This window comes from Megalodesulfovibrio paquesii (assembly GCF_054653055.1).
This window is the reverse complement of sequence record NZ_BAAIGQ010000003.1, coordinates 22,865-45,355: the sequence shown is the minus strand read 5'-3', so window position 1 is coordinate 45,355 and position 22,491 is coordinate 22,865. Positions and strand designations below refer to the sequence as shown.

Sequence of the window (22,491 nt, the reverse complement as noted above, 5' to 3'; positions counted from 1 at the left end):
TTCAGCAATCCCTCAGCAAAGGAGACCTCCACATGATCACCCTGACCCGGCTGCGCGCGCTTGTCCTGCTTGGCCTTTGCCTGTTCGTCACAGCCCCCGCGGCCCAGGCCATGGACCAGGCCGCCAAGAGCAAGATGCACTTTGACATGATGGACAAAAACAAGGACGGCGCCATCAACCTGGAAGAATACAAGGGCATGATGGGCCCGGATTCCGAGGCCGCCTTCAAGGAAACCGACGCCAACGGCGACGCAGCCATCAGCCTGGACGAGCTGACCAAGCACGAAGCCGCCCACGGCGGGCACGGGAGCCATGGCACGCATCAATAACCCGGCCCCGTTGGTCACAGTCATTGCAGGGGAGGGCGCGCGGCCTTCTCCTGCAATGGTATTTTAGACCGTACCCTAACCATACACGATCCCGCAGCCCGACGCTTCGTCAACATAGGGTCGCCTGCATTTATTCTTGACAAAGCGACGCAGATTTTATAGACTTTATCTTGACATTTTTCCTTTCAACCGCAGTACGAGTGCCCTGCATGCCCGGTCAACACGTCGGCTACATCCGCGTTTCCACCCTGGACCAGTCCACCGCCCGGCAGCTGGAGGGCGTGCCCCTGGAGAAAGTGTTTGAGGACAAATGCAGCGGCCGCGACACGGCCCGCCCGGCCCTGCGCTCGTGCCTGGAATGGCTGCGCGAGGGCGATACCCTGCACGTTCACAGCATTGACCGTCTGGCCCGAAATCTGGCCGACCTGCAACAGCTGGTGGACCAGCTCACGGCCAAGGGGGTGGTGGTGCACTTCCACAAAGAGCATCTCGTCTTCGGCGGCAGCACGGCCGGCGGGGGAGGGGACCCCATGCAGCGGCTGCTCTTCCAGGTGATGGGCGCCTTTGCCGAGTTCGAACGCGCCCTCATCCGTGAACGCCAGCGCGAGGGCATTGCCCTGGCCAAGGCCGCGGGCAAGTACAAGGGGCGCAAAAAGGCCCTGAGCACCGAACAGGCCCGCGACCTGCGCGAACGGGCCGGCCGCGGCGAAAACAAGGCCCGCCTGGCCCGGGAATTCGGCGTCAGCCGCCAGACCTTATATGGATATCTGAAGGGGTGAGGGGGAAGGCGAAACATGCACCGCCGGCATTCCCTGCCGGCGGCGTCTCTATCCGTTCCCGATCCGCTTGAGGATCTTCTGCAGGCTCACGCGTTCGATGCCTGAGAGGCGGGCGGCTTCGGAGATATTGCCGCCGGTCATCTCCAGGATGCGTTCCACGTAATTGCGGGTAAAGCGCTCCAGCACCAGGGCCTTGGCATCCTTGTAGGGCGCCAGGGGCTCGCAGGGGCCGGCGGCCGGGCCTCCCGCAACACCTGGGCCGCCGCCATTGCCGCCGGAAGCCTCGACCGGTTGCCCCTCGGCCTGGCGCAGGTGGGCCAGCTGCACCTGCGGCCCCGGGCAGAACACGGCCAGCCGGCGCACAAAGTTCTGCAGTTCCCGCACATTGCCCGGCCAGGGCCGCTCGCACAGGCAGGCCACCACCTCCGGCCCAAGCACTTTGGGCGTGAGGCGCATTTCCTCGCAGGTCTGGGCCAGAAAGTGCGCGGCCAGCAGGGGAATATCCTCCCGGCGTTCGCGCAGGGGCGGCGTGGCCACGGTGAGCACATTCAGCCGGTAGAAGAGATCCTCCCGGAACTGCCCGGCGGTGATGCGTCGTTCCAGGCTCTGATTGGTGGCGGCCAGGATGCGCACATCCACCTTGACCGTCTCGTTGGAACCCACGGGCCGCACCTCGTGTTCCTGCAGCACGCGCAAGAGCTTGGTTTGCACGGACATGGGAATGTCCCCGATCTCATCAAGCAGGATGCTGCCGCCCTTGGCCGAGACGAAGAGGCCGGTGCGGGCCTTGTCCGCGCCGGAGAAGGCGCCCTTCACATGGCCAAAGAGTTCGCTTTCCAGCAGATGTTCCGGAATGGCCGGGCAGTTCACGGCCACGAAGGGCTTGCCCGCGCGGCGGCTCATGGCGTGGATGCTCTCGGCCACCAGCTCCTTGCCGGTGCCGGATTCCCCGCGAATGAGCACGGTATAGTCCGAGTCGGCCACGGCGGCCACGGCAGCCTTGAGTTGCCGCATGGATGGCGCCTCGCCCACCAGACGGCGGCCGCCCTCGCAGCGGCAGGCCAGCTCGCGCAGGGTGCGGATTTCGTTCAGGAGCCGGCCGCGTTCCAGACACTTCTGCACCACGCGGAACAGCTCTTCGCGGTCCACGGGTTTGGTCAGAAAATCATAGGCCCCGGCCTTGAGGGCGGCCACGGCGGTTTCCACGCTGCCGTGACCGGTGAGCAACACCACCGTCAGCCCCGGTTCCAGCTCCAGGGCCTGATGCAGGAGTTCCTGGCCGTCCATGCCGGGCATGCGCAGGTCCGAGAGCAGGAGATCCGTGCTTTTTGCAGCCAGCAGCCCCAGGGCCTGGGCGCCATTGCCGGCCAGGGCAATCTCCACCTCCGGGAAGCCTCCGGCCAGGAGCCGGGCCAGGCCGTGGGTGAAGTCGGAATCATCATCCACTATAAGGATGCGCTGTCCCATCTATGCCTCCGCCGCCAGGGGCAGGCGCACCTTGAAGGCCGCGCCGTGGTTGGGGGTGCTTTCCACCTCGATGCTGCCGCCCAGCTCCCGCGTGAGCCCGTAAATAACGGACAAGCCCAGGCCGGTGCCCTTGCCGGCTTCCTTGGTGGTGAAGAAGGGGTCAAAGACGCGGTTCAGATGCTCTGGCAGAATGCCCGGCCCGTTGTCGGCCACGGTCAGCAGAGCCAGGCCGTCCTCCCGGCACACCGAGACCTGCACCGCGCCGTGCCGGCCGCATCTGGCCTCCAGATTGTCCACGGCGTCCAGGGCGTTCATCATCAGATTCGTCAGGATGTGCTCCAGCATGTCCACCCCGGCCTCCACCGGCGGAAGTGCCCCGTGGGCGGCAAAGACAAGGGTGGCCTTGCTGGTCTTGGCCCGGGGCTGGAGCACCTCCACCGTGGCGGCGGCCACGGCGGCCAGATCGCTGGGGCCGGAGGTGACGGGCCGGGGGCGGGCGAAGTCCAGCAGATCGCGCACCACCCGCCGGGCCTGGACGATATGCCGCATGATCACAGCCAGATCCGCCTGAGCCTGCTCTTCTTTTTGAGAGGTCATCAGCAGTTCCGTATAACAGCTGATCACGCCGAGGGGGTTGTTGATCTCATGCGCCAGCCCCGCGGCCAGCTGGCCCACGGCCACCAGGCGTTCGTTGCGCAGCATCTGGCCTTCCATGCGCCGTTCCAGGGTGATGTCGCGCAGGGAGGCCACGCGACGGCCGCCGGATTCCTTGAGCGCATACAGGTTCACGGTAAAGACGCGGCCGTCCTCCAGCTCGAATTCCCCGCTGTCCGTGCTGGCTGTGGCGGCGAAGAGCCGGTCCAGCAGGAGATCCTTGCCCGATTCTCCAGAGGATTCTCCAGAGGAATCACCCGGAGGATCACCCGGGGACGAAGTCAGACTTCGCGCCAGTTCCCGGGCCGGCGTGTTGGCCAGGAGCACGGCCCCGCCGGCATCCAGCAGCAGCAGCGGATCGGCCACGCCCTCGAAGATGGAGGAGAGCATGGCATTCTGCCGCAGGAGGCCGTCCAGGGCCTCCAGGTTTTCCATGGCAATGCCCAGCTGCTGGCCCACGGCCCGGGCCAGGTCGGCCATGCGCGAATGGCTGCGGGGGGCGTCGTCCCAGTACAGACAGAGCAGGCCGCGGCTGGTGCCCGAGGTCTGGACCGGGATGTACCAGGCCTGCGGGTCGAGGCGGGTTTCGCTGTTGGTGACCAGGTCGTGCCAGTCCCGGGGCAATGCGGGCCGGATGCGCGGATCGGGCCAGGCGGCAAAATCCCAGGAGGCCAGCAGGCACACATAGGCCGCGCGCGCCGCGCCAAAGCGTTCGGCAATGAGCTGCAGGGCGGACAGCAGCAATTCCTGCTTGCTCTGGCTGTCATTGAGGCTGTTGAGGAGCGAGACAAAGAGCGCCACGTCGGCCCGGCGTTCGTCAGCCAGGCGGGTCAGTTCCACGGTGCGGCCGGCGACCTTCTCCTCCAGGGTGGCGGCGTAGTCCCGCAGATCCTGCCGCGCCTGCCGGAGATGCTCGGCAAAGAGTTCAAACCCATGAAGAATGCCTTCAATCTCATCATCCCGGCCGGCAGGCTGCAGGGCCAGTTCCTGGGCCTGGCCCTGGGCTTCCTCGGGGAACAGCCGCTGCATCACGCCCGTGGCCCGGCGCAGGCTCTGGACCACCAGCCGGTGAAAAAACCCCTGGATGAACAAAAACAGCAAGAGAAAGCCCGAGGCAAAAAACAGGGCAAAGGAAAAGGTGGCCTCGCGAATGCTGCCCACATTGCGCTGGATTTTCAGGCGGATCATGTCGATGCCTGCAATCTGCCCCACCTGGCGCCCAAAACCGCGCTCGGCGCCGTACCGGGCAATGAGTTCGCGCGGGGCCTCGGCCGGATCGCCATGGCAGTGCATGCAGGTTTCGTCAAAGCGCTGCACATACACGGTGATGAAATTCGGCTCCCCGTCCACCACGGCCACCTGCTCCACATGGGTCAGGGCCGGGTCAGCCTCGAACTGGCGGAGGAATTCACGTTCCATGCCGTCCGCTTCGTAATCCGGATTGCGCGCGTTTCTGGTCACCCGGCGGTAGAGGAAACCTTCCCGGGCGAGGTTCGGATCGCTCATTACCGCACGGGTGATAAAGGAGGTGCTCATGGCCTCCAGGACGAATTGATCGTTGGGCAGGGTCTCGTACATGGTGGGCCGCAGTGTGCTGCGGACGTAATGCTGCATGGCCTCCACCTGAGCCAGGATCAGCGCGGCCTTGTCCCGGGATTCGCCCTCCATGAGCTGGCCCAGATGCCTGTTCAGCGCCACGCCGAAAAAGGCCACCAGCCCGAACATGAGCAGGATCATCCCGGATAAAAACTTGCTCTGCAGCGTATGCGGCATGAGCCGATGCATGGGCGTGCCTCCCGTGTTTCCGGCTCCATACCGCGCCACTGCCTCCATGACAACGAAAGTTTGCAGGGCTGCTGCCAGGAGGCAGCATGCTGCTACCTCCTGGCAGCACCACGCGCGCCGGCCATTTAATCTTTTCCTTATAATATTGAGCAATTACCTTGTTACAACTTGATGGCACCCTCCTTGCTCTCTTCGGAACCAGCTGCGGCCACAGGGAGTGCCGCGGCATGGTGGGAAACAACGGGGTGGCTGGATAGCGGAATGCCGGCGCACCGGGCGCGGCCTGCCCGGAACGGTTGCCGCATCCACCCCGAACGAGCGAGCAAGGAGGACCGTATGACGGTAAAGAAGAGGTGGCTGACTGAGGACAAGCTCGCCCTGATCATGGGCTTGTTCCTCTTCATCCTGGGCGCGTTGAACTTTGTGGGACTGGACGTGCTGGGCTGGAGCGTGAAGACCAACGTCTGGACCGACGCCGGCAAGATTTTTGGCGCGGCATCAGGCAATTACAAGGATCTTCCCGGCATTGCCTCATTGCTGGGCACGTTTGTGTTCATCACGATCTTTCTGGCCGTGGGGCTCAAGAACCTGGGGGCGGATGTGCCCAGGTTCGTCAAGTCCTTTGCCGTGGTCTTCTTCCTCAGCATGCTGTGCTGGGCCGTGGGCCACTATGCCGTCATCGCGGCCACGCCGGACCAGCTGGCCAAGTACAACCTGACCTGGGCCATGGGCCTGACCGGCGAAGCCGGCTTCATCCTGGCCCTGCTGGCGGGCATTTTTGTGGGCAACTTCATGCCTGGTCTGGCCGAGAATCTGAAGGAAGCCCTGCGGCCGGAAATGTACATCAAGATTGCCATCGTCATCCTGGGCGCGGAACTGGGCGTGAAGGCCGTGGACGCCCTGGGGCTGGCCTCCTCGGTGATATTCCGGGGGCTGTGCGCCATTGTCGAGGCCTATCTGATCTACTGGGCGCTGGTGTATTACGTGGCCCGCAAGTACTTCAAGTTCAGCCGGGAGTGGTCCGCCCCGCTGGCCTCGGGCATTTCCATCTGCGGCGTGTCCGCGGCCATTGCCACGGGCGGGGCCACCCGGGCCCGACCGGTGGTGCCCATCATGGTGTCGTCCCTGGTGGTTGTTTTCACCTGCATTGAAATGCTGCTGCTGCCCTTTGCCGCCCAGTGGGGCTTGTGGGATCAGCCCATGGTCGCGGGCGCCTGGATGGGTCTGGCGGTCAAGAGCGACGGCGGCGCCATCGCCTCCGGGGCCATCACCGACGCGCTCATCCGCGCCAAGGCCCTGACCGAGGTTGGCGTCCAGTACCAGGAAGGCTGGGTGACCATGGCCGCCACCACCATCAAGATCTTCATCGACGTCTTTATCGGCATCTGGTCCTTTGTGCTGGCCATTGTGTGGTGCACGTTCATCGACCGCAAGCCCGGCCAGCGCATGCAGTTCAGCGCTGTGCTGGACCGCTTCCCCCGCTTTGTGCTGGGGTATGTGATCACTTTCCTGGTGTTGCTGGCCCTGTGCGCCATGGGGCCGGACATGGTCAAGCTGGGCAAGGCCACCATCGCCGGCACGGGCACGTTCCGCGGCATCTTCTTTGTGCTGACCTTCTTCACCATCGGCGTGGTGTCCAACTTCAAGAAACTCTGGGCAGAAGGCATCGGCAAGCTGGCGGCGGTGTACGTGGTGTGCCTGTTCGGCTTCATCATCTGGATCGGCCTGTTCATTTCCTGGCTGTTCTTCCATGGTGTCAAGCCGCCCACCGTCTAGTGTGATGTCCACGAAATAAGGACGCAACATGAGGCACATTGCATTGCAAAAGGAGCACACTCATGCAGTTGGATGAAAACAAGATTGCCGAGGAAATGCAGAAGATGGAATACGACGAGCTGTTGCCCGTCGAACTGAAGCTCATCCGCTGGAGCCTCACCATAGGCGTGGTTTCCCTGGTGGTGCTGTACTGGGTCAGCGCGGCGTTCTTCCCCGCGGCTCACGGCTAGGCTGATTCCGCATCGTTGTCATCCCGTCCCGGGCCGGAGTTTGCAGCCGGTCCGGGGCCTTTTTCCCTGGAGCAAGAGCATGCACCATATCGCCCAGTGCGAAGCAATCCTGGAACGGCTGATGCACCGTCTGCACGCGGACGCCCGCCCGGCTCTCAGGCCGCGCATCGAGGCGGCCATGGCCGAACATGAGACCGAAGACGGCCGGGACGCCCTGCGTTTTCTGCAGGATCTGGACATCTTCGTGAACATGCCCGGACCGGATTTCATTTATTCCCGGGGTATTGCCGAAACGTTGCGCGTGGGCGAGGAGATCTTTGAACTGGCCTACGTCATGAAACAGGCCATGCGCTGAGCCGCCTTCACTCCGGCAACTCGTGCACTTCCCAAGGGATGTCTTCAAACGCATACGCCGAGAGAAAGCGGACGATATCCTCCCGGCCAAACCACCGCGGGCCCCTGGCATCGTCGGTCATCAGCACCACGGGGAGGAGAAAAAACCGCGCGTACCGGGCCTGGGCCCGGACCGCTGCCGCCGTGTCCTCCAGAACAGGACCGCTCACGTAGACCACGGCAAAGGCCACGCCCTGCTCCTCGATGACCGCGGCCCGGATCCGCACCCGTGGAGCAGGCTGGGGAGCAGGCCGGGGAGCAGGCCGGAGGGCCTGGGCCTGCGGGCTCGCCTGGGATATCTGATTCGCCTGCGCGTGGCGGCCCGCCGCCGGCCATGGCAGCACCAGCAGCAACGCCGTCATGATCCAGCCTGCCCGACCCATGCACATGCCCAAGCCTCCCTGCCCGGTGGACTCTCCTTGACGAAACTGGGAAAATACCGGAACCTTTGGGACTGCGTCTGTCCGGAGGATCGCTGCATCTGTGTCCCGAAATTACCTGACGGGCATGTCCCCGCCCCACCACGCCGCCCTTCAGGCCCTCGGGATCCTGCTGCTTGCCCTGTGCATGACGCTGTTGCCCGGATGCGCGACAGGCGGCCTGGCCCAGCCGGCCACAGAGCCGGCCATCCTGGATCTTGCAGCCTGGAACCTGCATGAGCCCGCCGCCCCCATTCCCCTGAACACGCACTGGGAGCTGTACTGCGGCCGCCTGCTCACTCCGGCGGATTTTCAGGCTTCCCCTCCCCCGGTTCCTGACGGCTTCCAGCCCCTGCCCAGCAGCTGGCGGACCTGCACGGCCGCCGGCCTGGAGCGCGGGGAGTTCCGCCATGCCACCTTGCGCCTCACCCTGCAGCCCCCTCCCGGCGTGCAGCCCCTGGCCCTGCGGCTGTATTACATCCGCTCGGCCTATTCCCTGTGGGTGAACGGCGCCCGGCTGCTTGCCAGCGGCACGGTGGGGGCCAGCATGCGCACCGAATCCCCCCGGGCAGACGTGCAGCTGGGAGAATTCCTCAGCACAGGCAGCCCGGTGGAGCTGGTGCTGCAGGTTTCCAACCAGCACCACATGGAGGGCGGCATCCCCTCCCCCATCCTGCTGGGCCCGCCCGGGGTCATGCAGTCCATGCAGCTGCGCAACTGGGGGGTGGCGGCCTTTTTTGCCGGTGGCCTGCTGCTCATGGGGGTATACCACCTGTGCCTGGGCCTCTTTCGGCGCAAGGATCCCTCACCCCTGTATTTTGGCTGTTACTGCCTGCTTTGGCTGACGAATTTTTCCTGCTCGGAATCCAGCTGGTGGATTATCCGGCTGGCCTGGCCGGACATCTCCTCCATCCTGCTGGACCGCGTGGCCCTGGTGGCCTTTTTCTGTTCCGTCCCGGTGGGTTATTCCTTTTTCAGATCCTTGTATCTGCAGGAATTTTCCACCAGGCTGCACCGGCTGGCTATCGGGTGGGGCGCGCTGGCCAGTCTGGTGGCCGTGGTAGGCCCCCTGCGCTGGCTGACGACCCTGCTGCCTGTGTATTACCTCACCTCTTCCCTGCTCATCCTGTACTGCCTGTACTGCCTGAACCGGGCCCGGAGGCGGGGCCGTGAAGGCGCAGGATTCATTCTCATGGGGTTTGCGATCCTCGGCCCCGCAGGGCTGAATGACATGCTGTTTGATACCGGCATCATTCACACTGGCTCAATCATTCATGTGGGCATGTTCGGTTTCATCCTGTTCCAGTCCCTGGCCCTGGCCCGGCGTTTTTCGCGGGCCTTCACGGCGGTGGAGCAGCTTTCCTCGGAGCTGGAAGGCAAGAACGTGGCCCTGGAAGAGGAAATGGCCGAACGCAACCGGCTGGTGCGGGAAATTGTGGACGCCAGCGAGGCCGAACGCCGCCGCCTGAGTCACGATTTGCACGATGGCCTGTGTCAGCAGCTCACGGGCGCGCGGCTGCACTGCTCGGTGCTGGAAAACACCGCGCCAGCCGAAGCCCATGAAAGCAGCAACACCAATATCGCCGCCCTGTCCTCCCTGCTCAACGAGACCGTGCGCGAGGCCTATGCCCTCTCCGTGGGGTTGTGGCCGGTGGAACATGATGCCGAGGCCGCCGGCCCCTCGCTGGAGGAGCTGGCCCGGCGGGCAGCCGAACGCACCGGCGTGCACATTGCCGTCACCCGCGATCTGCCGTGCGCCGCATGCAGTCACGAACATCTGGTCCAGCTGTACCGCATCGCCCAGGAGGCCCTGACCAACGCTGCCAAGCACGCCCGGGCGCAGCACATTCAGGTGTCCCTTGCTTGTGATGGCAGCACCCTGGCCATTGAGGTCCGGGACGACGGGCAAGGCCGCCGCGGGGATGGCCGGAATGCTGGCAGCCCGGAAGGCGGCGCGCAGGGCGGCCTGGGCCTGCGCATCCTGGCGCACCGGGCCCGGATTGCCGGCGGGGAACTGGAAATCACGGATGCCTCGCCAGACGCCGCCGCGCCCGGCACGGTCGTTGCGTGTCGCATTGCCGGCATCGTCCGCGGCGTCACCTGTGATCGGAATAACAAAGAGGAGCAGGCATGAGTGCAGCCGTGCGGGTGTTTCTGGTGGATGATCATCCCGCCGTGCGCCAGGGGTTGGCGCTGTTGTTGCGGCAGAGCGGCTGCGAAATCTGCGGCGAGGCCGGTTGCCATGCCGAGGCCCTGACCGGACTGCAGGCGGCCGGAGCCGACGTGGTGGTGGTGGATCTCTCCCTGGGGGGTGAAAGCGGCCTGGAATTGCTGGACGCCTTGCAGGCGCTGCCCCATGAGCCGCCCTTGCGCACCCTGGTGTATTCCATGCACGAGGATGCCGGGGCGGTGGAGCGGGCCTTTGGCCGCGGGGCGCACGGCTACGTGACCAAGCGCGAAGTGGCCGGCGTGCTGCTGGAGGCCATTGCCGAAGTGCTGGCCGGCCGGCGTTACGTCAGTCCTGTGGCCGCCCGGACCATGGCCAGCCGCATGCTTGCCCCCGAGGCCACAGGAGGCGCCCTGAGCCAGCGGGAAGAAGAAATCCTGGCCATGCTCGGCCGTGGCGATTCCAGCGCCGAGATTGCCCGGGCCCTGCACATCAGCGTGCGGACCGTGGAAACCTATTATTCCAGAATCATGGAAAAAATGGATATCGCGGGCATGAAGGAACTGCGCAAGCAGGCCATCCGGCTGCATCTGGAGAGTGCGGACAGGCTCTGATCCCCACCCGGGTTCATTCCGCTTCGTCCGGGGCGTTGCGGACAACATTGCCGTGTTTTTCCTGGCAGACAACGCGAGCCGACCGGGTATGCTGGCCCCCCTTTCCAACCCAAAAGGAGCCATCATGCCACGCGTTTTGCCAAGGCCTGTTCCCTGTGTGCTCTCGTTGCTACTGTGCTTCGCCTGCTGCCTGCAGGCCGCCACCACTACCGCGGCGGAAACCCCGGTGGCCATGACCCCGGCCCAGCAGCGGCAGCTGAACACCTTTTTCAGCAATTTTTCCGAAGCCGCCGTGCCCAGCTTCGCCGAAGGCACGCTCCCGCCCCAGGCCCGGCTGGATTTCGCCCTGCAGCACGCCTACATCAACAAATTCAAGTCGTTGAAAAAATCATCCGACGGGCAGAGCGTCCTGGTGCCGGCGGACATGGTGGATACCATCCTCATCAAATACCTGGGTGCCCCCCTGCCCTCGCACGCCCAAAAAGCCTACCCCGTGCCCCTGGCCGATGGTGAAGCCTACGTGTTCTCCCAGATCCGCACCCTGACCGATCTGGGCCAGGACATCTTCCGCGCCGAAGGCTTCATCTATTACACCGGCCCTGGCGGGGACATTGACCCCCACGGCACGCCGGAACAGTGGCGCAAGGCCGGGGAAGACGTCACTCCCGGCGCCAGCTTCACGGCCCGTATCCAGGCCAGGGACGAGCGGTATGTCCTGCTCGATTACTCGGTAGCGGAACAATAACCCCACCCCAAAGGATCCCCCATGCGCCAGCATTCCGCCTCCCTGCGCCGCGGCCTTGTCCTTGCGCTGACGAGCCTGTGCCTGGCCCTGTGCCTGGCCCTGCCCGCACCGCTCCAGGCCTTTCCCCTGCACCTTCAGGGCGGCACGGTGGAGATCACCGCCGCCACCACTCGCGCCGAAGTGACGGCGACCGTCACGCCCCTGCTGCCCTCAGAAAGCCTGGGGCTCGATACACCGGAACGCCTGCAGTACGATTACAGCGCCAGCCCGGACACGGCGCCCCTGACCCTGATCTTCGATTTTGGCCCACCCCAAAGCCCCGGTGCAGGCGGGCCGCTGCAAGGCATCATCCTGGATGCCATGGCCCCCGAGCAGAACCCCCCGGCCAGGGAGCTGGCTGCCTGGCTGGCCACCCATGCCGGCCCCGGCCGCAAGGATGGCACAAGCACGGTGTGGACCCATGACGGCTTCGTCTTCCGGCTGGAAGTGGCGGCCGATGCCGGCGAGGATTCCATCTACGGCTTTTGGATCGACCGGCCATAACGCGCCACAAAAAGCGAGGGGACGGCCAGGCCGTCCCCTCTGCCCCCCGTCCCTTGAAGAGCCGCGTAGCCTAACGCACTCGACTACTTGGTCTTCTTCAAGTACACGCCGCCAAAATATCCGGACATGCCGCATTCCTCGCCCTTGGATTCGACATCCACCACGGCCTTGTTGCCTTCAAAGGCGATGGTGAACTTGATGCCGTCGTCCTCGGTGCCGCCCTTGGCTGGCAGGTCGTCGTCCTCGCGGCCGCCGCCTTGATCCATGGGCGTTTCATAGGTCTGAAAGTCGCACTGCTGCCCGTTGCTCTTGCTGGTGGTGTTGAAGGTGAACACGAACCCCGGCCCCTGCTGTTCAATTACCATGGTGCCGGTATAGCCTTTTTCCTGGTACACATAGGTGCCTGCAGGATTGATGGCCCAGCCTGCCGAGGCAAAACACCCCAGCATCAACACACCGGCCACCATTGCAGCTGCCTGTTTCAACATGTCAGTTCTCCGTTTCTGTGCCATTCATCATCGTTGTCGCATCGGCGCATGCAGTGGCCGGGTGCTTCGAAGACGACAGGGCGCGTCCGATGGTTTATGTATAGCCTGTCCCGCGGTTGTTGTCTGTCCGTGTTCTCCCGTACAGACATCACCGGCAGGGTATCCTAGGAAGATATCCATCTGCCGCGGGCAGCTCGCACCGGGCGGCATCCGGCAATATATCAGCAACAACAGGAAATACAATATGATGAAAATAAAAAGCATGCTCTCCACAGTATTGGCGCTGGTATTGGTGCTGGGCCTGAGCGCGGGCCAGGCCGGGGAACTGCCAGATTACTCGGATCTCGGCTTCAATGACTTCAAGGCCGTGGTCGCCTTTGTGGAGCAGGTGAAGCAGTGCGTGGCCGCGGATGACAAGCCCGGCGTGGCGGCGCTGGTGTCGTACCCGGCGTATGTGACCCTGGATGGGCAGGATCTGGAACTGGCGGACGCCGCGGCCTTCCTTGCCGTGTACGACAAGATCTTCACCCCGGCGCTCAAGGACAGCATCGCGGCCCAGGCTGTGACGCCGGAAGATATCTTCATCAACCGCCAGGGCCTGCTGATCGGCACCGGCGGCCCGTTTCTCGTGGGCCTGCCGGAAGACACCGGCATCCGCATCGGGGGATTCGGACTCGACTGATCAACTCTTTGAACACTGCAGAATTTTGGGGATGACGGGAATGAGGGGACGGCGGGAGCAAGGCACGACCACGTGCCCTGCTCCCGCGCTCACGTTCTGGGCAGTGACCTTTCCGTCGCCGCTGCGGGCTCCCGGGGCAGCTCCCAGTGCAGGCCGTAGGCTTCCATGGTCATGATGGATTCCAACTCACGAACATTGCCAGGAAAATCATAGCCGGCCAGGTGGTCGGCCAGGGCCTCCAGGCGATCCAGGGTCAGATGGGGCAGATCGTGCAGACGGGCCAGGGCGGCCAGGATGGCCGGGATGTCCTGCCGCCGCTCGCGCAGGGGCGGCACGTGCACGTGCAGGCAGGCCGCGGCAAATGCGGGCAGAAACGCACCGGAACGCAGCCGTTCGGCCAGGCAATGGTGTGTGGAGAGAATCCATTGCGCCGGCCCGTCCGATTCAGGAGGTGTGGCCGGCACGCTGTGCCAGCCCGCCACCAGCCGTTGCTGCACGGCCAGGGGCAGCGCGCCGATCTCCTCAAGCACCAGCGTGCCGCCGGCCGCCTCGGCCAGCAGGCAGCGGACGTCTTCCGGCGCGCCCTCGCCGAAGATGCGGGCCAGCAGGGTCGAGGTTCCCAGCCCTTCCGTCACCCGGGAGACGAAGGACGCATACGGATCCCGGTGGGCGTGGATGAACCGGGCCAGCAGGCTCTTACCCACGCCGGTTTCGCCAGTCAGGAGCACTGGCCGGCCAGACTCCGCGGCCTGTCGGCAGGCTGCCACCACGCCATGCATGGCCGCATGGCTGACTACCAGGGCCAGGGTTTCATCCAGGGGAATGACCTCGCGCCGGGCAAACCAGTCCGGCAGGGCGGCAAAGGTCCGGGCCAGGGAAGGTGACACGGGGGCATGTGGAGGAGTGCGCATGGCCCAATCCATACCAAGATGCGTGCCAGGGCCAGCAGGGCAAGGCGAGTCTTCATCATTCTGTAATCACATATGATAATTTCCAACCCTTACGCCGTGACCGGCCGTGTGTTTCATTCTGGAACTGCTGTTCATTCCAGCTTGAACTGTTTGAGCTTGCGCCAGAGGGTGGTGCGGGGGATGTCCAGGATCTGGGCCGTGAGGCTTTTGTTGCGGCCGGTGCGTTCCAGCACCCTGGCGATGTGGCTGCGTTCCATGTCTTCGAGTCGTTGCAGCCGTTCGCCCTCCACGGAGCTGAATTCCATCTGCTGCAGGTCGTCTGGCAGGTCGTTCAGGGCCAGGGCCTCGCCTTCGCACAGGGCCACGGCGCGTTCGACGATGTTTTCCAGCTCGCGGACATTGCCGGGGAAGTTGTAGCCCAGGAGGGTCTGCATGACCTGGGGCTGGATCTCGTGCACCTGCTTGTGAAAGAGCAGGCTGTATTTGTCCAGAAAATGCCGGGCCAGCAGGGGGATATCCTCGCGGCGCTGGGCAAGCCGGGGCAGGTGGATGTTGACCACGTTGAGCCGGTAATAGAGATCCTCGCGAAACAGCCCCTTGGCTGTCTCTTGCTTGAGGTCGCGATTGGTGGCGGCAATGACGCGGATATCCAGCGCCACGGGCCGGGTGCCGCCCACGCGCAGGATGCGCCGCTCCTGGATCACGTGCAGCAGCTTGACCTGCATGGAAAGCGGCATCTCGCCAATTTCATCCAGAAACACCGTGCCCCCGCCCGCAGATTCCAGCAGGCCGATGCGCGTGGCCATGGCCCCGGTGAAGGCGCCCTTTTCGTGGCCGAAAAGCTCACTGGCGATGAGTTCCTCGGTAAAGCCGCCGCAGTTGAAGAAGACGAAGGGCTGTTCCCGGCGCGGGGAAAGCTGGTGGATGGCCCGGGCCACCAGGGCCTTGCCCGTGCCGCTGGCGCCCTGGATGAGCACATTGCAGTTCACGGGGGCGATTTTACGGATGATTTCAAAGACCTCACGCATGGAGGCGCTGGCCCCGATCATGGACTCCAGCCCCAGTTCCTCCCGCAGGGCCTGGCGCAGGCGGCGGTTTTCCCGGCGCATGTGCACACGCTCCGCGGCGCTGCGGACCAGACTGCGCACCTCGGCCAGGCGGACCGGCTTGGCCACATAATGAAAAGCCCCGAGCTTGATGGCCTGCACCGCAGATTCCACGCCACCGTGCCCGGTGATCATGATCACCTCCACCTCCCTGCCCCCGGCCAGCAGTCTGGGCAGGGCCTCCATGCCGCTCAGGCCGGGCAGTTTCAGGTCCAGCAGGATCACGTCGAAAGGGCTTTCGGCGGACGATTCTGCCTGAGCGGCCAGCAGGGACTCCGCGTCCGCGAACTCGGTCACTGCGTCGCCGTCCCGGGCAAACGCCTCGGCCAGGCGCTTGCGGGCCACTGCTTCGTCGTCCACGATGGCAAGGTTACAGGGCATGGCCGGCTCCTGCTGCCTGCAATTCCGCAGGGATATCCTGCTCCTGCTGCGGGGTGCTCTTGGGCAGGAACACATGAAAGGCCGCGCCCTGGCCCGGCTCGCTCTCCACCTCGATACGCCCGTTGTGCCGCTTGATGATGGAGTACGTCACGGCCAGACCCAGCCCCGTGCCCTTGCCCACCTCCTTGGTGGTGAAGAAGGGTTCGAAAATGTGGCTCAGATTCTCCTGGGAAATACCCGGTCCCGAGTCCCGCACGGTGATGCGCACGAACTCCCCGGCATCGGCCGTTTCCACGGCAATGGCCCCCCCGGCCGGACTGGCCTGCACGGCGTTGAGCAGCAGGTTGAGCAGCACCTGTTGCAGGAGCCGCAGGTTGCCGGCCACCCTGGGCAGGCCTGCGGCCAGTTCCACGCGGATGGTCAGCCCGGAAATCAGGATCTGGTTTCTGAGCAGGGCCAGGGAGGTCTTGACCACCACCTCCGGGGCCACAGGGCTGATGACCGTCTTTTCCGTGCGCGAGAAGTTCAGCAGGTTGCCGACAATTTCCGCGGCCCGCTCGGCCTGGGCCAGGATGTCCCGGGCCACTTCCCTGCCGTCCTCGTCCAGGGTGTCGCCGTGCAGCTCCAGCAGGGTTTCGGCCGAAAGCATGATGTTGTTGATGGGGTTGTTCAGCTCGTGGGCAATGCCGGCCGTAAAGGTGCCCAGGGCGGCAATCTTGCGGGCCTGGAGCAGATCTTCCTGATGCGCGGTCAGCTCCTGGCCCATTCTGTTGAGGGCGTCGATCAGCCCGGCCACTTCCTCGATGTGCTGGCTGCCGGTCTCCACGGGGCTGAAGTCCCCCTTGGCCACGCGGGTGGTGATCTGCCCGATCAGGCCCAGGGGCTTGAGCAGGCTCTGGGCGATGACGTGGATCAAAAAAGCCATGAACACCAGAAACACCGCCAGATAGGCCACGGGAATCAACGAGACGGTAAAGATGGTGTCATGAATGCGGGCGCGTTTGACGCGGATGAGCTCCTCGGCCAGGTCCACCAGGTGCTTGCCGGCACTGCGGGCGTTGTCCATCTCGCCCTTGGCCGACACCGGCGGCCGGTCCGAGGGATGCTCGGCCCGCTGCTTCCCCAGCGCCAGATATTCCTCGCGATACCGCTTCACGGCAAACTGAAAGGCTGCCAGCCCGGCCACGCCGGTCACACTGGCAATATCCTCCCCCAGGAGCCGCACGGACCGGTCAATGACATTCAGATAGTCGATGCCCTCTTCCAGATCCTGGGCATCGGCGTAAATGAGCAGGTTTTTTTCGTAGCGCCGGGCTTCCAGGATGGCGTTGAGCAGGTCGTCGTAGCGCTCGGTGAGCTGCAGACGGTCGCTGACCGTGGACAAGGTGACGATGTTCAGGGCCGTGAGCCCGCAGGCCACCAGAAACGCCACCAGAAACAGGGTGAAAATCTTCCCTTTGATGGAATTGAAAAAAACCTTGAAGCGCGCCATCGAGTGCATCGTCTGCATTGTGCCCTCCCCTGCGTGAAGCAGTGGCCCGCAGGGTAGCTCATGTTCCACTTTGATACAAGCTCCGGGCGGCCCAAAGGTTTCAATCTGAAACGTGACGGCCCAATCTGTTTTATCTGTCTATAAAATCCTTTTTATTCAAGTATGTTCGCATACGTCCTCCGCTGGCCTCCCCTTTGCTATGCCCCGGGGCAGAACACAGGAAGCGTATGGAACGAATACTCGTCGGCATTGATGCAGCGCATCCCTCCCAGGCCGCCCTGCTGCGGGCCTTGCGGCTTGCGGCCAGGATTCAGGCTTCCGTGGATGTGCTGGTGGTGTTTGGCACTGCAGGAATGGCCGGAATCGAACGCCACACAGCCAGCGGCGCGACGCTGTTGCGCCGGGTGGAAGCGGCCATGGAGGAAGCGGCCATTCCCGGTGGCCGGGTCCGGCTCTTTGTGGCTGAAGGGCGGTTCGACGAGGAAGTGATTGCCGCGGCCCGGCACATGAAGACGACGCTGCTGGTGGCCGGCGCGCCCGCAGCGGAACTCGTACCGATTGCGGAACAGGCAGACGGCAAGGGCCGGGAACCCGGCGAACCCGGGGCCCTGCAGCGAATCTTCAACAGTGTGGACTGCCGGGTGGAGCTGGTCTCACCCAAAAAAACACCCTGAGGCAGTGCATCGAACAGGACTTCAACAGGAAAAGGACGCAGCATGAGCATCCCCATGGAACTCTATCTGCCCATAGCGGGCAATAGCGTGAACATCGTGGCCGTGTTCGGCCTGGGCGGGGCGGTGGGCCTGCTCTCGGGCATCTTCGGCGTGGGCGGCGGATTCCTGATGACGCCGCTTTTGATCATGATGGGCATTCCACCCACCGTGGCTGCCGCGTCGGACTCCAACCAGATCGTCGGGGCCTCCACCTCCGGCACCCTGGCCCACCTGCGGCTGGGCAACGTGGACGTGAAGATGGGCCTGCTGCTGCTGCTGGGCGGCGTGGGCGGCGGGACCCTGGGCGTGGGCATCATCAAGATTCTCCGACAGATGGGCAATGCGGATTTTCTGATCAATATCACGTATGTGCTGATGCTGGGCATTGTGGGTTCGTACATGTTCCTCGAAAGCCTGCAGTCCATGCGCAAGGCCAAGGCCCCGGCCGCAGCCACCGCCGCGGCCGCGCCCAGAAAACCCGGCCTCTTTGCCCGGCTGGTGGGCGCGCTGCCCTGGCAGATGGACTTCAAACGCTCCGGGGTGCGCATGTCCCCCCTGCTGCCGCTGCTGCTGGGCGCCCTGGTGGGTGTGCTTTCGGCCATCATGGGCGTGGGCGGCGGCTTCATCATGGTGCCGGTCATGGTGTACATGCTGCGCATGCCCATGCACGTGGTGGTGGGCACCAGCCTGTTTCAGATTCTCTTCACCTGCATCAACGTCACGGTCATGCAGTCCATCTCCAACCATACCGTGGACTTCATCCTGGCCCTGCTGCTGCTGCTGGGTTCGGCCATTGGCGCGCAGGTGGGGGCCAAGGTCGGCAAGAAGCTCAAGGGCGACCAGCTGAAAATCCTGCTGGCCTCCCTGGTGCTGGTGGTGATGTTCAAGATCCTGTTCGAACTCGTCTCCAGGCCGGCCGTGCTGCTGGCGTACGTGGGAGGGCACTAGGCCATGCGTGCAATCATTCTCACTCTGCTCCTGACCCTGACTGTGCTGGCCGCCCCCGGCGCCGTGCTGGCGGAGGGATCCCTGCCCCTCAGCATAGACCCGCAACACATCGATATCGGGATATTCTATAACGGCATGGCCCTGGCCGTGCGCGGGGCCGTGCCCGAGGGGGCGCAGGTGGTGGTCCGCTTTACCGGCGCCCCCGAAACCGTGCACCTGAAGCAAAAGGGCAAGGTCTTCGGCCTGTTGTGGATGAACATGAACAGCCTGGAATTCCGGAACGTGCCCAAGGTCTGCCTGCTCGAGGCCTCCTCGCCGCTCAAGGATCTGGGCGCCGCCGGCCAGGAACTGAGCCTGGAAGGCCTGGCCAGGGGCTTTGTCATCGAACCCGCCGAAGCCGACCGCGCCCTGCTGGTGCCCGAGTTCCTGCACCTCAAGGACCGCGACGGCCTCTTCCGCCAGCAGGCCGGCGGGATCATCCTGGGCGAGGCCGTGAACGGCGTCCGACCCTTCACCCTGGACATGGCCATTCCCTCCCGGCTTTCCCCTGGCACGTACAGCGTGGAGGTTTTTGCCATCAAGGGTGGGCAGACGATCGCCCAGGCGGCCACGCCCCTGGATGTGGCCCTGGTGGGCACCCCGGCCTTCATCGCCAATCTGGCCTTCAACCACGGCGCGTGGTACGGCATCCTGGCCTCCATCATCGCCATTCTGGCCGGGCTGGCCATTGGCATGGTCTTCCAGAGCAAGGAACCGCACTAAGCTGCGCCGCGCCGTACCGAGTCGCACCATGACACTGCCGCTGTATGAATCCATCGTTGCACTGCTGCATGGGGGCCGAAAACGGCCCCCCATGCCCTTTTCCGTGCTCTTCAAGAAGTTCAAGAGCATCCTGGAACGCAACAACGCCATCCTGGAATGCATTGGCGACATGGGCGACAAACTCGGCGGGGACTATATCTACGACAAGCAATACATCCTCGATTCCTGTGAGACGCTGGGGGATCAGGTCTTCAAGCTCATCTCCGACCTGAGTCTGCTCTGCCAGCGCAAGAACGTGGCCCTGTTCACGGCCTTCGAGGGCATCCAGCACCAGATCCAGGAAGAACTGGCCGGCCGCCGGGCCATGTCCCGCACGGATCACATCCTCCCCCTGGCCGAGCTGACCCACGACCTGGCCGACGAGGGCGGGTTGAAAATGGCCTGCCTGGGGGACATCCGCAACATCCTGGAGCTGGACACGCCCGACGGGTTCGTCATCACCGCCGGGGCTTACTTCGAGGCCATGGACTTTGCCGGCCTGCGGGCCAAAGCGGCCGGGACCGTGGCCAGACTCTGCAAGCGCGATCCCCAGGGGCTGGAAGCGGCCAGCGCGGCCATGCGCCAGGCCATCCTGCACATGCCCCTGCCCAGGGGGCTGTCCAGATCCATCGAACGGGCGGCCAGAAAGCTGGCCGGCGAGGAACATTGCCTGCTGGCCGTGCGCTCCAGCGCCTGGGACGAGGACGGCGAGTCCAGCTTTGCCGGCATGTTCGATACCGTGCTTGGCGTGCCGGCCCATCGCATCCTGGAGGCGTACAGGCAGGTCCTGGCCAGCCTGTTCAACGCAGATGCCCTGCGTTACCAGCTCCACGGCCGGCTCCACCGGACGCAAGGCCAGGGCTGCGAGGAACCGGCCATGGCCGTGGGCGTGCTGCGGATGGTGGAATCCCACGTCAGCGGCGGACTCTATACCTATGTGCCCATGGGCGAGCGCGGGCAGGCCATGGTCATCAGCTCGGCCTGGGGCCTGGGCAAGCCCATCGTGGACGGCGCAGCCGAGACCGATACCTTCGTCCTGCGCCGCGACCCGCCCCATGATCTGGAACACGCCGATATTTCCATCAAACCCACGCAGGTGGAGGTCAATCCCGCGGGCGACGTGCGCCAGGTGGAGACCCCCGAGGCCCAGCGCGCCATCCCCAGTCTGACCCCGGAGCAGCTCTCCCGCCTGGCCCGGGCGGCCATGAATCTGGAGCGATTCTTCAAGCGCCCCCTGGATGTGGAATGGACCTTCACCAGTGAGGGCCGGCTGTTCCTGCTCCAGGCCCGGCCCCTGTCCATCCGGCCCCAGTGGTGCCGCCTGCAGCAGGACGCCGCCTCCCTGGCCAGGGACGCCACCGTCCTCTTTTCCGGCAAGGGTTTTCCGGCCATGGGCGGGGTGGCCGCCGGGGCCGTGCATCTGGTGCAGGAGGGTGAGGATCTGGAAAACGTGCCCTACGGCGCCATCCTCGTCGTCCGCCATTCCTCCCCCCGCTTTGCCCGGATCATGCCCAAATGCCGCGGCATCATCGCCGATGTGGGCTCGGCCACCGGGCACATGGCCACCATTGCCCGCGAGCTGCGCATCCCCACCCTGGTGGCCGTGGGCAATGCCACCAAGGTCTTGCGCCAGGGCCAGGAAATCACCCTGGATGCGGACATGAACGTGGTGTACGACGGCTTGGTGGAAGCCCTGTGCCGCCACGAACTGGACCGTGAGGACATTTTTGAGGAGTCCTGGGAATATCGCACACTCAAGCGCGTGCTCAAGCACATCAGCCCCCTGACCCTCATTGATCCCAATGCCGACTCCTTCCGGCCCGAGTCCTGCAAAACCCTGCACGACGTTGCCCGCTACGTGCACCAGCGCGCCGTGGACAAGCTCATCTCCCTGTGCGAGACGCATCAGGAAATCCAGGAAGGCGCGCCCCGAAAACTGGCCACCGCCCTGCCCCTGGGCCTGACGGTCATCGACATCGAAGACGGCCTGGCCCACCGGGCGGAGGCCCTTCCCCTGCAGGGACCCGCCTGCAGCGAGGTGCACGAGGACGAATTGCGCTGCCGCCCTCTGAAAGCCCTGCTGGAAGGCATGACCGACTCGGGCATGTGGGAAACGGATCCCGTGCCCGTGGACATGGGCAGCTTCATGTCCAGCGTCACCCGCACCCTTTCGGCAGACCAGTCCCACCCCTCGCGCATGGGGCGCAATCTGGCCGTTATTTCAAAGGAATATGTCAACCTGCATCTGCGCCTGGGCTACCACTTCACCGTGGTGGACGCCTACCTGGGCGACAGCATCAATGACAACGCCATCCTCTTCCGCTTCATGGGCGGGGTGACGGACATCACCCGCCGCTCCCGCCGGGCCGGGCTGGTGGCCCGCATCCTGGAACAATTTGACTTTCTGGTGGAACGCAAGGGAGACATGGTCACCGGCCGCGTCAAGAAACACCCCCGCCGGGCCATGCTGGACAAGCTGCGCATGCTCGGCGGGCTGCTCGGCTTTACCCGCCAGCTGGACGCCAAACTGGACAGCGACGCTACCGCCGACCGCTTTTATGCCGAGTTCCTTCAACGCATCGCGGCCATGAAGCAGGAGCCCGGCCGGCAGGCCACATCCACACACGAGGTGCCGTCATGACATCCACCCCTGAAACTGATCCGCACTCCGATCCAGGTGTGCGCCGGCCCAAAACCTCCATCCTGGTGCTGGATGACGAGCCCATTGTCTGCAAGCGGCTCAAGCCCTTTTTCCAGAAGGCCGGCTATGAGGTCGAGACTTTCAACGTCCCGGCCGAAGCCCTGGCCCGCGTGCAGGAACGGCGATTCGACGTGGTGGTCACGGACCTGAAGATGGAAGGCCTGGACGGGCTGGCCTTTCTGGCCAGGGTCAAAGCCCTGCATCCGGCCACGGACGTCATCGTCATCACCGGCTTCGCCACCATGGAAACAGCCCGGGAGTCCTTCCGCAAGGGCGTGTTTGACTTTGTGGCCAAACCCTTCAAGCTGGCGGAAATCCTGGACGCCGTCCGCCGCATCGAAAAGGAGCGGGGGCTCCTCCCCTAGGC

22 protein-coding genes are annotated in these 22,491 nt (G+C 64.5%); 15 read left to right on the top strand and 7 right to left on the bottom strand.

Going from position 1 to position 22,491, the window contains the following annotated elements; translation table 11 throughout:
* The first annotated feature begins 32 nt into the window (after positions 1-32).
* Both ACYQ00_RS02425 and ACYQ00_RS02420 read left to right on the top strand, forming a co-directional pair.
* Positions 33-329 carry an EF-hand domain-containing protein gene (locus ACYQ00_RS02425; protein ID WP_460030622.1) on the top strand — a complete coding sequence of 99 codons (297 nt, stop codon included), beginning with the start codon at positions 33-35 and terminating at the stop codon, positions 327-329.
* Between the two features lie 209 nt (positions 330-538).
* Positions 539-1,108, top strand: a complete 570-nt coding sequence (locus ACYQ00_RS02420; protein ID WP_460030621.1) for a recombinase family protein — start codon at positions 539-541, stop codon at positions 1,106-1,108.
* Between the two features lie 48 nt (positions 1,109-1,156).
* On the opposite strand, the gene ACYQ00_RS02415 is transcribed toward ACYQ00_RS02420, so the two are convergent.
* The gene (locus ACYQ00_RS02415; RefSeq protein ID WP_460030620.1) at positions 1,157-2,575 is read right to left on the bottom strand and encodes a sigma-54-dependent transcriptional regulator; all 1,419 of its coding nucleotides are present in this window, start codon (positions 2,573-2,575) and stop codon (positions 1,157-1,159) included.
* Positions 2,576-5,014, bottom strand: coding sequence for a c-type heme family protein (locus ACYQ00_RS02410; RefSeq protein WP_460030619.1), 2,439 nt, complete (start codon positions 5,012-5,014; stop codon positions 2,576-2,578).
* A gap of 336 nt (positions 5,015-5,350) precedes the next feature.
* Here ACYQ00_RS02410 and ACYQ00_RS02405 point away from each other — a divergent pair, with 336 nt between their 5' ends.
* The 3 genes from ACYQ00_RS02405 (at position 5,351) to ACYQ00_RS02395 (ending at position 7,375) form a co-directional block, all read left to right on the top strand.
* Positions 5,351-6,790: a putative sulfate exporter family transporter gene (locus tag ACYQ00_RS02405; protein ID WP_460030618.1), complete on the top strand. Its 1,440-nt coding sequence runs from the start codon at positions 5,351-5,353 to the stop codon at positions 6,788-6,790.
* A 62-nt stretch (positions 6,791-6,852) separates the two neighbouring features.
* The gene (locus tag ACYQ00_RS02400) at positions 6,853-7,020 is read left to right on the top strand and encodes a hypothetical protein (protein ID WP_460030617.1); all 168 of its coding nucleotides are present in this window, start codon (positions 6,853-6,855) and stop codon (positions 7,018-7,020) included.
* Between the two features lie 79 nt (positions 7,021-7,099).
* Positions 7,100-7,375, top strand: a complete 276-nt coding sequence (locus ACYQ00_RS02395) for a hypothetical protein (protein ID WP_460030616.1) — start codon at positions 7,100-7,102, stop codon at positions 7,373-7,375.
* 7 nt (positions 7,376-7,382) lie between these two features.
* Here the strand turns inward: ACYQ00_RS02395 and ACYQ00_RS02390 are convergent, their stop codons facing one another.
* Positions 7,383-7,802, bottom strand: a complete 420-nt coding sequence (locus ACYQ00_RS02390; protein ID WP_460030615.1) for a hypothetical protein — start codon at positions 7,800-7,802, stop codon at positions 7,383-7,385.
* A gap of 94 nt (positions 7,803-7,896) precedes the next feature.
* On the opposite strand from ACYQ00_RS02390, the gene ACYQ00_RS02385 reads away from it, so the two are divergent.
* The 4 genes from ACYQ00_RS02385 to ACYQ00_RS02370 all read left to right on the top strand — a co-directional run bounded on the left by ACYQ00_RS02385 (position 7,897) and on the right by ACYQ00_RS02370 (position 11,901).
* Complete coding sequence (locus tag ACYQ00_RS02385) at positions 7,897-9,966, top strand: sensor histidine kinase (protein ID WP_460030614.1); 2,070 nt, start codon at positions 7,897-7,899, stop codon at positions 9,964-9,966.
* Positions 9,963-10,613: a response regulator gene (locus ACYQ00_RS02380; RefSeq protein WP_460030613.1), complete on the top strand. Its 651-nt coding sequence runs from the start codon at positions 9,963-9,965 to the stop codon at positions 10,611-10,613. The genes ACYQ00_RS02385 and ACYQ00_RS02380 overlap by 4 nt, the downstream gene beginning before the upstream one ends.
* Before the next feature lie 124 nt (positions 10,614-10,737).
* Positions 10,738-11,358: a hypothetical protein gene (locus tag ACYQ00_RS02375; protein ID WP_460030612.1), complete on the top strand. Its 621-nt coding sequence runs from the start codon at positions 10,738-10,740 to the stop codon at positions 11,356-11,358.
* A 21-nt stretch (positions 11,359-11,379) separates the two neighbouring features.
* Positions 11,380-11,901 carry a hypothetical protein gene (locus ACYQ00_RS02370; protein WP_460030611.1) on the top strand — a complete coding sequence of 174 codons (522 nt, stop codon included), beginning with the start codon at positions 11,380-11,382 and terminating at the stop codon, positions 11,899-11,901.
* A gap of 83 nt (positions 11,902-11,984) precedes the next feature.
* Here the strand turns inward: ACYQ00_RS02370 and ACYQ00_RS02365 are convergent, their stop codons facing one another.
* A complete protein-coding gene (locus ACYQ00_RS02365) occupies positions 11,985-12,389 on the bottom strand; it encodes a hypothetical protein (RefSeq protein ID WP_460030610.1) in 405 nt (134 codons plus the stop codon).
* A 244-nt stretch (positions 12,390-12,633) separates the two neighbouring features.
* On the opposite strand from ACYQ00_RS02365, the gene ACYQ00_RS02360 reads away from it, so the two are divergent.
* Entirely contained in the window at positions 12,634-13,071 is a 438-nt protein-coding gene (locus ACYQ00_RS02360) for a hypothetical protein (RefSeq protein WP_460030609.1), read from the top strand.
* An 89-nt stretch (positions 13,072-13,160) separates the two neighbouring features.
* Here the strand turns inward: ACYQ00_RS02360 and ACYQ00_RS02355 are convergent, their stop codons facing one another.
* From ACYQ00_RS02355 to ACYQ00_RS02345, 3 genes are all read right to left on the bottom strand, one after another.
* The gene (locus ACYQ00_RS02355; RefSeq protein ID WP_460030608.1) at positions 13,161-13,982 is read right to left on the bottom strand and encodes a sigma 54-interacting transcriptional regulator; all 822 of its coding nucleotides are present in this window, start codon (positions 13,980-13,982) and stop codon (positions 13,161-13,163) included.
* 131 nt (positions 13,983-14,113) lie between these two features.
* Positions 14,114-15,469 carry a sigma-54-dependent transcriptional regulator gene (locus ACYQ00_RS02350; RefSeq protein WP_460030607.1) on the bottom strand — a complete coding sequence of 452 codons (1,356 nt, stop codon included), beginning with the start codon at positions 15,467-15,469 and terminating at the stop codon, positions 14,114-14,116.
* Positions 15,459-16,979, bottom strand: a complete 1,521-nt coding sequence (locus ACYQ00_RS02345) for a sensor histidine kinase (protein WP_460030606.1) — start codon at positions 16,977-16,979, stop codon at positions 15,459-15,461. The genes ACYQ00_RS02350 and ACYQ00_RS02345 overlap by 11 nt, the downstream gene beginning before the upstream one ends.
* 209 nt (positions 16,980-17,188) lie before the next feature.
* On the opposite strand from ACYQ00_RS02345, the gene ACYQ00_RS02340 reads away from it, so the two are divergent.
* Genes ACYQ00_RS02340 through ACYQ00_RS02320 form a run of 5 tightly spaced genes read left to right on the top strand, consistent with a single transcriptional unit; the run spans position 17,189 to position 22,489 of the window.
* The gene (locus ACYQ00_RS02340; protein WP_460030605.1) at positions 17,189-17,635 is read left to right on the top strand and encodes a universal stress protein; all 447 of its coding nucleotides are present in this window, start codon (positions 17,189-17,191) and stop codon (positions 17,633-17,635) included.
* Positions 17,636-17,677: 42 nt separating this feature from the next.
* A complete protein-coding gene (locus ACYQ00_RS02335) occupies positions 17,678-18,622 on the top strand; it encodes a sulfite exporter TauE/SafE family protein (RefSeq protein ID WP_460030604.1) in 945 nt (314 codons plus the stop codon).
* Between the two features lie 3 nt (positions 18,623-18,625).
* Positions 18,626-19,384, top strand: coding sequence for a TIGR02186 family protein (locus ACYQ00_RS02330; protein ID WP_460030603.1), 759 nt, complete (start codon positions 18,626-18,628; stop codon positions 19,382-19,384).
* Between the two features lie 28 nt (positions 19,385-19,412).
* On the top strand, positions 19,413-22,064 hold the full coding sequence (locus ACYQ00_RS02325) for a PEP/pyruvate-binding domain-containing protein (RefSeq protein ID WP_460030602.1): 2,652 nt from the start codon (positions 19,413-19,415) through the stop codon (positions 22,062-22,064).
* Positions 22,061-22,489, top strand: coding sequence for a response regulator (locus ACYQ00_RS02320; RefSeq protein ID WP_460030601.1), 429 nt, complete (start codon positions 22,061-22,063; stop codon positions 22,487-22,489). The genes ACYQ00_RS02325 and ACYQ00_RS02320 overlap by 4 nt, the downstream gene beginning before the upstream one ends.
* Positions 22,490-22,491 lie beyond the last annotated feature (2 nt).